This is a genomic window from Virgibacillus siamensis, assembly GCF_039522605.1.
Taxonomy (GTDB): domain Bacteria; phylum Bacillota; class Bacilli; order Bacillales; family Amphibacillaceae; genus Lentibacillus; species Lentibacillus siamensis.
In genome coordinates, this window is sequence record NZ_BAAADS010000015.1 from 89,584 (window position 1) to 103,220 (window position 13,637).

Genomic DNA, 13,637 nt, shown 5'->3' on the forward strand with positions numbered 1-13,637 from the left:
AATGGAACGAGAATACACATGTAAAGCATGCGAAGGTTCTGGAATGCTGTCCGATGACGAAGGCTGGCAATATAAATGCAGTGTTTGTGACGGGGATGGCAGCTATGATGTAAAGGATATTGACAGAGGTGCACGGATTATGTCAGTAGATGAAAACAACCGTTTGCTGGATTAAATCATGCTCTTCCGAATGGTCTGTCGAAAGGTGCTGCCTCTTTGGTAGCGTTTGTACGGCGGCAAACGGCAAAAATACGGCGCGACAACCCAAAACTTAGCGCATACAGTAATCCCCCATGGAAAATCACAACATAAAAACACCCGCTCGGAACAATGAGCGGGTGTTTTATGGGCAGTTAAGAAAGTATAAAATCCTTTCTTACTGCATAAGTGCAACTATGGCTGTCACCTAAAGGGCTTGGTTACAACCAAGTTTTCTAATATCCAGCCGGTTAATGGGGCATGGTGCCCTGTGTTGGTGCATAACTGTTCTGGAATGCCTGTGTATCCTGTGGCTGGAGTTTTGGAACCTGATAATAACGGTTTTTGTTTTGGTATAAAAATATTTCATATGCCATTTCCGACATGTTTGGGATACTATCCTGTAAAATCCGGCGCATAACCGGGTTGGACATTTCCAGGGCAGCTGACGTAAATGCTGTTGTGTTTGCTTTCATACAGCCAAGCATGAAACCGGAAATGCACTCATCGTTCAGTTCGGTGGTTGACTGAATAGGTGTTTTCGGCTGTGAAGGCTGCATGCCGTAAATTACATTGTTATCCTGTTGCATTTCGTAGCTCTGTGTTGGTGTTGAAGGGTCTTGCCCGGACTTCAGCGTATCAACAATTGTGTTGTATAATTGTGTGCAAAATGTCTTGTGTTTTTGCATCATTGTTTTTAATTCAGGATCCTGGACATGCTGTTCGTACATGACATATTGATCCATGCCTCCAACGAGTGACGAGAGTGCTTCGTGTGCATCAAACATGTCATGAGCACCATATTGCTGTGCGGGCATGCCAGTCGTTCCTTGAGTGTTTTGATTTTGTGGTTGCTGATTAAGCATTCCATTGACCTCCTTAAGTTAGTCAATGTTATTTTGAGCGAAAACCGAGCGCAATATGTATAGAAAAAACCCCCTGAAAAGAGGGTTTTATCCTATGATGCTGCAGCAGGTCCGATTTTCTCTTTAAATGCTTCGAGCTTACGTACGGTGACATCACATAGTTTGGATACTTTTTCGGAATTAGGATTGGCATTTTGTGTTTCATCAATGAGCGGATATAAGGTATGTTCGATGTTCATATAATAGTTGAGATAATTATCTTCCACTTCTTTTTCAATTTTATCCCAGCTTTCACGAAGCTTATCGCCGACTTGTTTCACTTTTTTGGCATCATCAGCTGGTACATCTTTCAGTTCTTTTACTGCTGATAAAACGTTATCCACTCCGCTTTTCAGATCTTCCGAAGCAGATTGATCGACTGCAGTCGCTGCTTCCTGTGCAGGGTGCTCGCTTGTTTCCTCCTGTTCGTTGCTACCGGCATCGCACGCTGCCGCAACAAACAGTACAAAAACAGTTGGTATCAGGTACAAAAGTTTTTTTCGCATCTGTTCATTCCTCCTTGATGTGAATTGATATCATTCAGCCTTAGTATGGTTAAAAGGTTTTCTGCTTATACCAACTTTTGGAAGTACTAATTAAATATTCCTGAAAACTTTTTTTGACGTATGGAATGAAGGTGAAAATTATGTTTTCCTGTAAAGAAAATGAATAATTGTCACTGATATGCATCAGCGTTTTGCATTTTTATGTATTAGCGGATAAACAAAAACTGCTATATAATTCAAGAAAAATGAGGGGCTGGAACGAATGGAAGATCTGGAGGAATTTTATAACTTTGATGATTTGGACTATAATGACCCTGTCATGTCCATATGCCATAGGTGCAAGAAAGTAATGGAAGCATCCGAAATGGTGACATTGACTGATGGAGAATCACTTTGGGTGGAAGTTTGTGTGCAGTGCGGGAAATACTATACAAATGAATAAACGGTGAACTGTTAAAAGGGGAGATATTTTTGGTATAGTTAAGAAAGAAGCGTGATAAGGGGGTAAGATTTGTGGAGGAAAAAAACCCAATCCAACTTGATGATAGAATCCATTTAATCGATGGGTTTGATTTGGGAAAGCCTGAACGGACGGGTACATATGTGATTGAAGAAGATGAACTGACATTGGTTGAAACTGGTCCAAGTCCATCGGTGAAATACATTAAAAAAGGGCTGAGTATGCTGGGCTTTTCATTGGAGCAGGTAAAGTATGTCATCGTCACACACGTTCATTTGGACCATGCAGGCGGAGCAGGTTTGCTGCTTCGGGAATGTCCGAACGCAACAGTGATTGTGCATCCAAGGGGTTCCAGACATTTGGCAGATCCAAAAGCACTTGCTGCTGGTGCACGGGCTGTTTACGGAGACAGTTTCAGTGAGCTGTTTGACCCAATTGTGCCGGTACCTGAAGAGCGTCTCCTCATTAAAAAGGATGGCGAAACATTAAAAATCGGAGCGAATTGCACGCTGGAATTTTTGGACACGCCTGGACATTCTAAACACCATTTCAGTATTTATGATCCAATCAGTAATGGAATTTTTACTGGCGATACGGTCGGAATTCGTTATGAACAGCTGGCAAAGCAGGGAATCGACTTCTTTTTGCCGTCGACATCCCCAAATCATTTCGATCCGGAAGCGATGCATGAATCGATTGACCGGATTCGCAGTTTGGGTGTTGACAGGATTTATTTCGGTCACTTTGGAATGACAAATCGTGTAGAAGCGGCATTAAGCCAAGTGTCGGAATGGCTTGATATCTTCATGGGGATCAGTGAGGGTGTTAAAGCAGAAGGTAAAGGGTATGACGTGCTTGCAGAAAGATTGCTTTCTCGGGTTAAGGAATATTTGAACGGAATTGGTGTCCCATCAGACCACGATGTGTTCGTGTTGATTAATTTGGACATGCAAGTCAGTGCACTTGGGATTATCGATTATTTTCAGAAGATGAAGCATTAAAAGTGAAACATACATTTGGAGGATATTTCAGTGATTAAAAAGGTTGGATTGGCAGTTGTTATTCCGCTTTTAATCATCGGGGTTTATTTTCTGCCCCAGCAGGGTGAACATGAGTCATCATCTGATGCCCCTTCTGATTCTGCACCGGAAAATTCGCAGCAGACGGAAAAACCGGATGGCGAACGTACGCAGGCGACCATCAATAACATATTTTCAAGGGCCGCAAATGGGAAAATACCGAATCATTCTTTCACAGCTGGCAAAACGAAAATAAAGTCAGTCACAAAAAAGTGGGGCAACTACCAGGAAACGGTACAAACGAATAATGGGCAATATGTTCAATTCCCGGATAACAATGTTCATTTTGGTATCCAGCATGGGACTGTTTTTGATATTCGACTATTGGATTCGAGGCTCTCTAATATTCACTATAAGAAGATTAAAGAGTTAAAAGGGGAGCCTGATGAAACACACGTTTATACAGACAAGACACATGATCAGATTATTCTCGTGTACGATGTCAACGATGATTATCGTTTGAAATGGGTTGTTCCGAAACCAACTGATGCTCGTCCAAATCCGGCAGTGGATCATATTTCTGTCGTTATGAGCCCTGCCTATCAATTGGAAAAGCAGGTTAATACCATGACATTGGATGAAAAAATCGGTCAAATGATTTTTGCCGGGGTTTCCGGTACAACAGTTACAGAACAAACGAAGAAGCTGATTAAGGAGTACAAAGTAGGCGGATTCATTTTGTACGCAAACAATATGAAAAGTCCGGGTCAAACGGTCGATTTTGTAAATAATATCAAGCAAATCAATAAACAACATGCATTACCTCTGTTGCTTGGAGTTGACCAGGAAGGCGGCCCAGTTTCACGATTGCCGGGTGAATTAACGGGCATTCCGCCAAACAGTAAAATAGGCGCACGCAACAATCCGGAATATGCCCGTGAAATTGGAACACTTCTTGGAAAAATGGTGAAGGAGTATGGATTCAATCTTAATTTTGCACCGGTGATGGATGTGAACAGTAACCCGGATAATCCGGTAATCGGAAACCGGGCATTCAGCAGCAACCCTGAAACCGTAAGCAGGTTGGGAATCCAAACGATGAAAGGGATTCAATCACAGAATGTCATTTCGGTTATTAAGCATTTTCCGGGACATGGTGATACGAGTGTTGACTCCCATTTGCAGCTTCCGACTGTAAATAAGGACAAAGCAGGGTTAAATAAATTGGAATTAATTCCCTTTAAAAATGCAATACAGCATGGTGCGGATGTCGTTATGGTTGCACATATTTTGCTGCCAAAAATCGATAAGGAATACCCTTCATCCATGTCAAAACCGGTTATAACCGGAATGCTGAGGAAGGATTTCCAGTATGATGGTGTAATTATTTCAGATGATATGACGATGCAGGCGATTACAAATAATTATGAAATCGGTCAGGCTGCAGTAAAGTCAGTTAAAGCGGGGACAGATATTATCATGGTTGCACATGATTATGATAAGGTGACCACAGCTGTTCAAGGGTTAACGAAAGCAGTACACAGCGGGGAAATTTCGGAAGAACGGATTGATCGCAGTGTTAAAAGAATTATCCGCTTGAAAGAAAAGTACCACCTGTCAGATGCAAAAACGAACCCGGTTAACGTTCAGAGGCTTAATAACTCAATTCAGAACGTGCTGAAGGAATAATTACCAAAAAACCCCGTACCATTTTGGATGATACGGGGTTCAGTTATTTTAACCATCTTTTGATAATATTGTCCACTTGAGCATTTTCCGAAGCAGTCAAAAGATATCTGTGATCCAAAATTCCGGCGTCATGTTTATGGATTTGAAACATCCGTTCTGCCCATTCATAATCATCTGTCCATTCGGGATGTTTTGGACTTGATACAATAGCTGATTCTAGACGGTGGATAATGATGTCCTCGATAGCAATCACATGGATGTTACGGCCATTTTTTAGTTCTATTTTTAGTACTTTTTCCTTGCTTCCTTCCAAAAAGTTATCTGGGATTTCAATGGAAAGTTCAAGTGTTTCGTGATACCAGTTTCGACCGTGTTTTTTAAAACCTAGTTCATTGGTTAATAAATTATCGATGGTTTCCCTTCCATCTGTTATAAGGTCGATATCGTAAGTTGTGTAATTTGAACGTGTATAAATTTCAACGGATAATCCACCAACGATAATTGGTTTGATTCCATCCTTCTGAAAAAAGTCGGTCAACAGTGCGCAAAACTCCAACATTCTTTCATGCTTTGTCAGCTTGATGAGATTTTTGAATTCGTCTTTTAGCTCATTCAGTTGGATCATAATACATTCTCCGCTTTCCGACCATTTTCATTTTTCCTTCCCGTTTTGCCCGTTCGACGCTTGCTCTGGTGACTTTTGTAAGTGCGACTTTTTCATCCGGTGACCTTGGTCTGTTTCGTCTTATACGTGAATGAGAGGAACTTTTTGAATGTAACCGTTCATTTACAAATGGACGGTTTTCCAAAATGTTTCTCTCAATCCTGGACATTTTGACAGAACGCATGAAAACACCACCTTTATTATAAATTATATCATATATCTATCTTATCCATACTCAAATAGAAGTGTACATGTGATAAAAAACGGAACCCGTTGCATCTCCAGTCCAACAGATTCCTGTTAAGTTATTCGTCTTCCGTTTTCAAAAATACCAAAATGGCGAAAAATACGAATGCCAGCAGCAGAATCGAACCGCCAACGATGAAAAATACGGTTGCGACGCTATCGGCAATATTAAATGGACGCAGGTAATACAGCCACATGCCGGCAGTCAGTCCGACAGCCCCGACGATTGCTGTGGTGACATGCAGTATGGACAGTATTTTATTTGCCGGAGTGAACAATTTATAATAAACAGCCCAAGCGAACAATGAAAGCCAGCCGACGACTAAAATATGGGCATGCACCGTTTTAAATGCCAGGCTGCCGGCCCCCGCCATATGGGAACCGAGAAATGCCCCGACTAAAGCAAATAAAGCTGAAAATCTGAGTAATGTTTTACTGTACGTATTCAAAATGTTTCTCTCCCTTTTTAAAACTGCTTTCAGTATACATCAATAATGTGAACGGCATATGAATAGGGGGTTACAGTCAAATGGTTATCATTTTGATTGCTGATGCAATTTCTTCCTCCGCTGATCCGGTTGTCCATTCGTGCGGATAGTAGCCTAACGGATTGCAGATAATTTCCATACCATTGCATTGTTCATGGTACCGTTTATGTACATGTCCAAAGATATATTTTTTGATGTTATACTGCTTGGCAAGATCACCAAATACCGAACTCCCCTGCATGGCATTGAAAAAATCCCAGCCCGGGTCATTTTTTACTTCCACAAAACGAGAGAACGGCACGAAATGAGTAACCATGATAATGTTTTGGTTGCGATGTTTTTCCAGCCAGTACGACAGTTTGCGTATGTAGCGGTCGGTAACATCCTGATCGGATTCCGACCAATGGGCATATGTCTTATCCGGCCATGTGAAATCACGGAAGGTGCCTTTTTTGAAGTCATCTGTTGTGTATTCCGGAAGGCCGTAGCTATAGTCATACCAGCCGCCATCACCGATTACCACCCAGTCTTTATTCAATTTAACCACACCGTTGCCGAGATTTCCCGGAAATTGCAGCAATGTTTCATAGGCGTTGACCGAACTTTCATCATAGACATCATGATTCCCGTGGACGAACAGTATTTTCGTTGGAGAGCATGCTTGCCGGAGCTGCTTCAGCAGGGTCAATGCTTTTTGCGGTTTGGCGCTTATATCTCCGGCAATGATAAAAACATCCGGTTTATTTGTATCGATCCAGTTTTGGATGATGGGCAAAATATTTTCTCCGGTTCTCTTTCGGTTAATCCCCTCGTGAATATCGGACAATACACCTATTTTCATTTCCATCCTCCATTTTGTTTATTTATTTTTGGCAGCTTCCAGAATCATGCTTTCAACCTTTCTTCGTGCGTCTTCATTATCATCAGCATGCAGGTTAATTGTCTTATTTTCCGGATATTGTTTGGCAGCATGTTCATATCGCGGATCGTAGTAATATTCAAGCAGCAATTTGACAGCGTCATGATACATGCCATTTTGGAGATCCTGATCAATTTCTGCGGCAATCGGTGTATGGATCCGCTTTTTAATCCTGCGAAACGCGTCAAGAAATTCATCAGGTGAATTCCATGGCTGATAATCGTCCAGAATGTTCCGCACCCGCTCATCGATTGGCAGGTCAATAAACAACTGCATCCCCTGTTCCTTTTTCGTATACAGAAACTCCGGAATCGTTACCTTGCCAATTCGGCGGCTTTCCCCTTCTATGAAAACAAAAGGAGCATCCTGCAAACGGCGAACTTCCCGCATAAGCAATGAATCGAATTTTTTCTGATTATGCGGGTTAAGCCCTATTTGTCCAAAAATAGATCCACGGTGGCCGGCCATCGCTTCCAGGTCAATCATCGGGTATCCTTTTTTGGCAAGTTCATTCAATAAAATGGTTTTACCGGATCCGGTGTTGCCGTTCAGCACATAAACAGCTGGTTTAAAATCCATATTTTCAAGGGAGGAAACTACCCACTGGCGGTAGGTCCGGTATCCACCTTTTAGACGATGGACATCCATTCCCATTAAATCAAGAACGGTTGCAGCTGTTTTACTCCGCATGCCGCCACGCCAGCAAAATACTGTCTTCGGCGCGTTGATTTGATTAAATTGCTCCATGAACTGTGGGAGCTTTGCCGAGAAAATTTCCAGCCCGCGTTTTTTAGCTGCTTCCTGACTGACCTGTTTATATAGTGTGCCAACCTCTGCACGCTCTTCGTCATTGAACACTGGAATATTGATGCTTCCTGGAATGGTGGCATCATGGTATTCATTCGGGGAGCGTACATCAATCACGGAATGAGGTTTGCTTTGCTGATCCAATAATTCATTTAGTGTAATATCCTGAAACATAAATAACGTCACTTCCTGTATGAAATACTATTTGACCGTAATGGTTCCCGCTTTTCCGTCAACAACTTCACCGATGATATGTGCGTCCACACCATTTTTTTGCAGGTCGTTCAGCAGTGAATTAGCATCATCCGTTGCCGCTGCGATAAGCAGACCGCCTGATGTGACCGCATCACAGAGGATCCATTTATCGATCTGATCCATTGTGTCAGGGTAGGTCACCACATCCTGGACATGTTTGAAATTGTTTTTGGTTCCACCTGGTACTGATCCCGATTCAGCTAGTTCTTTCGTCCGTGGCAAAACTGGAACACTTTCATGATGAATATGAATTTCCACACTGCTGGCTGCAGCCATTTCGGAAGCATGTCCGAGCAGTCCGAATCCTGTTACATCAGTACTTGCATGAACATCGTAGCTGGCCATTGTTTCAGCAGCGGTTTTATTCAACGTCGTCATGACTTCGGTTACACGCTGTATTTCTGTGTCGTCCAGCAGGTTATTTTTGATTGATGTTGACATAATGCCGACCCCGATCGGCTTTGTCAAAATAAGCTTGTCACCGGATTTTGCTCCCTGATTGGTCCGAACTTTTTCCGGATTAACAGTTCCGGTCACGGCAAGTCCGAATTTCGGTTCCTGGTCATCAATCGAGTGGCCGCCGACAAGAGAAACGCCTGCCTCTTCCAATTTGTCCTGAGCACCGTGCAGGATTTTGGTCAGTATGTCTTTGTCCAGGGTTGATATTGGAAAGGCAACGATGTTAAGAGCAGTTATTGGCGTTCCACCCATTGCGTATACATCACTGATCGCATTTGCAGCCGCAACCTGCCCGAATGAATACGGGTCATCAACAATCGGGGTGAAAAAATCGACCGTTTGCACAATTGCCAAGTCATCGGTCAGTTTGTATACCCCGGCGTCATCACTTGTATCCAGTCCGACAAGCAGATTTTCATTGGGAGTGCTTTGGGGCAGTGTGTGTAAAACCTTTTCAAGGTCTGCCGGTCCAATTTTACAACCGCACCCACCTTTCGATGATAATGAAGTAAGTTTTATAGTATCGGTCATTTGTTGTCCATCCTTTCCGTATACAATTGTTAGTCTAGATTAATTTTAACATACCATTGTTAATGTGTGCTGTTTGCCTGACTAGCGGCAAAATGGATTTGGGTACAGTGTTTGATTCGAGAAAAAATCGTGTGAGTCCGGAACTTTTGAGATTTTTCCGGTGAAAAGCGGTGTGAATTCGGCATTTATAAAGAATCTATCTAAAAATTAATAAGAGCTGTTGACTTTCTTAGTGTATTAATCGTATAATACATCCCAGAAGCGTATTAAGTGATTAATACAGGGATTTTTTTGTAGTTGGTGTATTAACAGTTTAATACACTTGCGAAAATGGTGTACATCTGAATTTTGCGAGGAGCTGTGTTTATGAAAATACAATTAAACAACCGCGACCCGGTATATGTGCAGGTGATTCGGTATTTTAAACAGCAGATTGCAACCGGCAGTTTTGAACCGGGGCAGGAAATTCCGTCCAGACGGGAGCTGGCGAACCGGATTAAAATAAATCCGAACACAGCACAGCGGGCATACAAGGAAATGGAGGAACAGGGATTGATTTATACAGAGCGAAATTTGCCAAGCCGAATAACGAAGGATGAAGTAGTCCTTGGCCGTGTACGGGATGAACTGATTGATGAAGCAATAAGCGAATTTGTGGCATCGATTCGTTCGATAAATGTTCCAATCGACGAAGTGCTCCGGCTGATCAAAGAAAAATATTCAATGGGAACTTGGGAATAGGAGGGTTTTGCATGATTGAGTTAAAAGACATTAAGAAAAAATTTGGACGGAAAAACGTATTAAAAGGCGTATCGTTTACGGCAAACAAAGGAGAAATAACCTGTCTGATTGGTATCAACGGTTCGGGAAAAACAACGATTATGAATGCCATCATGAACCTAACACCGGTTCATGATGGAGAAATTTTGATTGACGGTGCGAAATTGAATAAGACAAGTTATGAAAAAATTACCTTTATCCCGGATGCCATTACGATGATTCCAAGCATGACAATCAGTGAGGCTATGCAGTTCATGACCGATTATTATGACAGCTGGAATCAGGAACGGGCTGACGAAATACTTGGCTTTTTCAAGCTTGAAAAAGACGATAAAATTTCCAGTCTGTCAAAAGGGAATACGTCGAAAATCAACCTGTTGCTTGGCTTGGCACTGGATGTTGACTATTTGCTAATGGATGAGCCGTTTTCCGGCATTGATATGTTCACCCGCGAACAGATTGCTGATATATTTACAAGCCATCTTGTGGAAGACCGTGGTGTCATTGTGACCACACATGAGATTGGGGATATTGAACACCTGATTGACAAAGCGATATTGCTTGAGGATGGTGTTGTACTGCATGAATTTGATACGGAAGAAAAAAGAGAGACGGAAGGGAAATCGGTCGTTGATGTAATGAGAGAGGTGTATGTGCAATGAATCGCTATTTGAAATTGGTTAACTTTGAAATGGGTCGCTTTATAAAAATTTATTTGATTCTGATTGCCATTACCGCTGTGGTTCAGATTATCGGGGTTATTGTAAAGGCGAAAACATATATGGCAAAAGCGGATCAGAAGATTTATGAGGAAATGATGTCAAAATCGGATTTTCTCGACGAATTTGGAACAATGTCGATGATGGATGTTGCGCAAAGTTTATGGTTGATGGCGCCAATTGCATTATGTGTGGTAACCCTGATCATTTACATTTTCCTGATATGGTACCGTGACTGGTTTGGCAAGAATACATTTATTTACCGGCTGCTTATGCTGCCGACTAATCGATTGAACGTTTACTTGGCTAAGGCGACAGCGATTTTTCTGATGGTGCTTGGGCTTGTCTCCATCCAAATGCTGTTCTTGCCACTTGAAAATTTATTATTAATGCGGCTTGTGCCAGACGATTTTCAGACAAACGTAGGGGTATTTGAAATTGTTCACAATCACCGTGAATTGGCAATCCTTTACCCGCAGAGTTTTATCGAGTTTGTGCTGCATTATGGTGCCGGTTTTATGGCTGTATTTATTTTATTTACCGCGATTATGTTCGAGCGCAGTTTCAGATGGAAAGGAATTTTACTGGCAGTACTTTATGGTGGACTTTCAATCATCGTATTTGTTTTACCATTTATCTTCATGATGGTTACGGAACACCCGTTATTGTATCCGCTCGAGCTGCTTGGTTTGGAAGTTCTGTTCGGAATTATGATAACAGCAGCAGCTATTTGGGTTGGCCATTACCTGCTGATGAAAAAAATCAGGGTATGAAAGGAGAAAAAGAATGAAAAAGTATTGGAAATTAATTGTCATTGTGCCATTGATTGTCATTGTCATTGGAGCATTTTATATTAAATCAGCATTATCTGCCGGCAGTTATCCGGAAATTATGTTAGAAAAAAAACAGGGAAACGAGTCAGCTATTCAGGATATTGCGCTTAAAGGGCTATATCATACTGAAAGCTTTTCCAGTGAATTGACCCTGACTGCCGATGGGGCTGACTTTGATGCTGACAATTCTTTTTTTGAACGGGTGTCCAGGTTCAACTTGTACAATAAACAGGTCGCTTCCCTGCAGGATAGGTATCGTGGCTTTATGCGCGGGAAAAGTGGTTCGGCATCTTCCTATGTGGAAACAGACAATGTTGTTGGTTATGCAGAGGTTATCAATCAGTCATTTGACAGTGGAAACAACAGTATGGAATTTGCGGTTGCCGTTTTGAATAAAAAAAATAATGAAACGATGGAATTTGCTGTAATGGTACCAAACCGGGCAAAGTACAGAAGTGTGCGAATTCAGGATGTACAGTATGTGAATGGTGAGCTGAAGGTGATCACAAAAAATAGTCTGGAATTATCCAAAACAAATGATGTCAATGAAGAAATTCATGTGTACAGTTTTAACATGGACAAAAAAGAACTTACCGGCGAAGAAATGATTATGAAAATCGGTCATGAGTCATATACACGTCCCTTGTCCACGTCGTACCATTACAACACAAGTCCCAACCAAATCGTTGTATTTAAGAAGATGAAAGAGGAAACAGTTCAGCAACAAGACATGAAAAAAGGTGCCAGTGCCGAAGTGACTAAAACCAGGGTGGAAGGCATCACCGCATATAACTTAAAAACTGACGAGAAACTGGACGTTAAACTGCCGGAAAAACTGCGTGAACAGCAAATTTTGGCTGTGGAAGATTCAAGCCTGTATTTGCAATCAGCCGCTAAAGGAAAACTGGAAGTTGTTCAGTATGACATGATGCGGAGAAAGGTCACAAATCGGTTTGGATTGGATGCTGGTGGTACGGATTCACAATATTTGAATGCCCGGGCTACCGAAGTGCATGATGGTAAGTTATCTATTTTATTTACAAAAGGTAATTCGCCAGTAGCTCAACAGTTAACAGTTATCAATATTGAATCAGGTAAAACAGTTTACGCTGGCGAAATTACGCTGGAAAAACCATCGGACGGAAAAGAGATATTGAATTTTTACAAAATGAGTGTACGGTAGGGTAATGGTGACCCGCTTCTAAATGAGGAGCGGGTCTTTTGAGTTTTGGAGCAAATAGCAAGCGACAGTTATTTTTTGTGGCGGACAGTGTTATGAAACAACAAAGTCATTAACAGGTATTGGTGTAATTGGATCCAAACATGTAATTCCTGTGAAGTTATTCAAATCTACTGTTATGCAAATTCCGGTTGCCTGAAAACCGGTAACAGGGTCATCTGCTGGGAAGTAATGTGAAATAGCGCTATTGCAATCCTCCACTTTTGTCATGATGATCTCACAGTCTGTAACAGGTAAAAGCAGTTCCAGTTTCACACAACAATTACTACCTCTTACAAATTGTTTTGCACGAAAAATTGGCGACTCAACACAACCATAGAAAGCTTCTCTATTATAATATCCAGGTGATTTAAAAACACCGCTTCCGAAAAATGGTTCGCAATCTCCTGCGCAGTATAAGATAAATGGGACAGTTGTATTTACAGGTCCATTATTCGGTCTGCCTTTCCGCAGTTGTTGAACAGCGCTGTCACAGCTGCCGCAGCAACCATTTTCTTCAACTTCATCCTGTGCTTCAACGATTTTTCTGACCACATCACAAACACAGTCATTATACGAATGTTTTTGTTCATGCATTCGTCTGTTTTTATAACAACTCATAAAAATCTCTCCTATCTTATTTATATATCACTATTAATATATGTAAGGATAAGTTAGGGGTTTGTTTAAAAGTCTATATATGGTTAATTTGGGTAGTTGATGAGTAAATAATCTGCCTTTTATTGAAGCGAATTACTGAAAAGCCGGTGATCAGCCGGCTTTCATAAGGAGGTCTATGGGTGTGAAATCTCAACAAGACTTGTATCGATTACTATATATTTATGTTTTAGGACTGTAAATGAGTCGGCATTGTAACCAAGTAATATGCACATTCTTTTATTCGTTTTAGTAGAACACGAACTTTAATGAATTTTTTGGT

The 13,637-nt window shown here is 41.5% G+C and carries 17 protein-coding genes; 8 read left to right on the forward strand and 9 right to left on the reverse strand.

The features are described 5' to 3' along the window. Position 1 precedes the first annotated feature (1 nt). Positions 2-175 (forward strand): hypothetical protein, encoded by a 174-nt coding sequence (locus ABD010_RS10765; protein ID WP_343812874.1) that lies wholly within the window; start codon positions 2-4, stop codon positions 173-175. Positions 176-449: 274 nt separating this feature from the next. Here ABD010_RS10765 and ABD010_RS10770 read toward each other — a convergent pair whose 3' ends face one another. Together ABD010_RS10770 and ABD010_RS10775 are read right to left on the reverse strand one after the other, a co-directional pair. Further along, complete coding sequence (locus ABD010_RS10770; protein ID WP_343812876.1) at positions 450-1,064, reverse strand: spore coat protein; 615 nt, start codon at positions 1,062-1,064, stop codon at positions 450-452. 92 nt (positions 1,065-1,156) lie between these two features. Then, complete coding sequence (locus ABD010_RS10775; RefSeq protein ID WP_343812877.1) at positions 1,157-1,609, reverse strand: hypothetical protein; 453 nt, start codon at positions 1,607-1,609, stop codon at positions 1,157-1,159. A gap of 262 nt (positions 1,610-1,871) precedes the next feature. Here ABD010_RS10775 and ABD010_RS10780 point away from each other — a divergent pair, with 262 nt between their 5' ends. The 3 genes from ABD010_RS10780 (at position 1,872) to nagZ (ending at position 4,777) form a co-directional block, all read left to right on the forward strand. Further along, a complete protein-coding gene (locus ABD010_RS10780) occupies positions 1,872-2,051 on the forward strand; it encodes a hypothetical protein (protein WP_343812879.1) in 180 nt (59 codons plus the stop codon). Between the two features lie 71 nt (positions 2,052-2,122). Then, entirely contained in the window at positions 2,123-3,070 is a 948-nt protein-coding gene (locus tag ABD010_RS10785; RefSeq protein ID WP_343812881.1) for an MBL fold metallo-hydrolase, read from the forward strand. A 30-nt stretch (positions 3,071-3,100) separates the two neighbouring features. Beyond that, complete coding sequence (gene nagZ, locus ABD010_RS10790; RefSeq protein ID WP_343812883.1) at positions 3,101-4,777, forward strand: beta-N-acetylhexosaminidase; 1,677 nt, start codon at positions 3,101-3,103, stop codon at positions 4,775-4,777. A 43-nt stretch (positions 4,778-4,820) separates the two neighbouring features. On the opposite strand, the gene ABD010_RS10795 is transcribed toward nagZ, so the two are convergent. The 6 genes from ABD010_RS10795 to selD all read right to left on the reverse strand — a co-directional run bounded on the left by ABD010_RS10795 (position 4,821) and on the right by selD (position 9,146). Continuing rightward, positions 4,821-5,402 (reverse strand): hypothetical protein, encoded by a 582-nt coding sequence (locus ABD010_RS10795; protein ID WP_343812885.1) that lies wholly within the window; start codon positions 5,400-5,402, stop codon positions 4,821-4,823. Then, positions 5,386-5,625, reverse strand: coding sequence for a hypothetical protein (locus tag ABD010_RS10800; protein ID WP_343812887.1), 240 nt, complete (start codon positions 5,623-5,625; stop codon positions 5,386-5,388). Before ABD010_RS10800 ends, ABD010_RS10795 begins: the two co-directional genes overlap by 17 nt. 121 nt (positions 5,626-5,746) lie before the next feature. Then, positions 5,747-6,136, reverse strand: coding sequence for a hypothetical protein (locus tag ABD010_RS10805; RefSeq protein WP_343812889.1), 390 nt, complete (start codon positions 6,134-6,136; stop codon positions 5,747-5,749). Positions 6,137-6,212: 76 nt separating this feature from the next. Beyond that, on the reverse strand, positions 6,213-7,016 hold the full coding sequence (locus tag ABD010_RS10810) for a metallophosphoesterase (RefSeq protein WP_343812891.1): 804 nt from the start codon (positions 7,014-7,016) through the stop codon (positions 6,213-6,215). Positions 7,017-7,034: 18 nt separating this feature from the next. Then, positions 7,035-8,075, reverse strand: coding sequence for a tRNA 2-selenouridine(34) synthase MnmH (mnmH, locus tag ABD010_RS10815; protein WP_343812893.1), 1,041 nt, complete (start codon positions 8,073-8,075; stop codon positions 7,035-7,037). A 27-nt stretch (positions 8,076-8,102) separates the two neighbouring features. Continuing rightward, positions 8,103-9,146 (reverse strand): selenide, water dikinase SelD, encoded by a 1,044-nt coding sequence (gene selD / locus ABD010_RS10820; RefSeq protein ID WP_343812895.1) that lies wholly within the window; start codon positions 9,144-9,146, stop codon positions 8,103-8,105. A gap of 366 nt (positions 9,147-9,512) precedes the next feature. Here selD and ABD010_RS10825 point away from each other — a divergent pair, with 366 nt between their 5' ends. Genes ABD010_RS10825 through ABD010_RS10840 form a run of 4 tightly spaced genes read left to right on the forward strand, consistent with a single transcriptional unit; the run spans position 9,513 to position 12,661 of the window. After that, positions 9,513-9,887: a GntR family transcriptional regulator gene (locus ABD010_RS10825; RefSeq protein WP_343812897.1), complete on the forward strand. Its 375-nt coding sequence runs from the start codon at positions 9,513-9,515 to the stop codon at positions 9,885-9,887. Between the two features lie 11 nt (positions 9,888-9,898). Continuing rightward, a complete protein-coding gene (locus tag ABD010_RS10830) occupies positions 9,899-10,588 on the forward strand; it encodes an ATP-binding cassette domain-containing protein (RefSeq protein ID WP_343812899.1) in 690 nt (229 codons plus the stop codon). Further along, the gene (locus ABD010_RS10835) at positions 10,585-11,418 is read left to right on the forward strand and encodes a hypothetical protein (protein WP_343812901.1); all 834 of its coding nucleotides are present in this window, start codon (positions 10,585-10,587) and stop codon (positions 11,416-11,418) included. The genes ABD010_RS10830 and ABD010_RS10835 overlap by 4 nt, the downstream gene beginning before the upstream one ends. 13 nt (positions 11,419-11,431) lie before the next feature. After that, positions 11,432-12,661, forward strand: coding sequence for a hypothetical protein (locus ABD010_RS10840; RefSeq protein WP_343812903.1), 1,230 nt, complete (start codon positions 11,432-11,434; stop codon positions 12,659-12,661). Between the two features lie 90 nt (positions 12,662-12,751). On the opposite strand, the gene ABD010_RS10845 is transcribed toward ABD010_RS10840, so the two are convergent. Continuing rightward, positions 12,752-13,318: a CotY/CotZ family spore coat protein gene (locus tag ABD010_RS10845; RefSeq protein ID WP_343812905.1), complete on the reverse strand. Its 567-nt coding sequence runs from the start codon at positions 13,316-13,318 to the stop codon at positions 12,752-12,754. Positions 13,319-13,637: the final 319 nt, after the last annotated feature.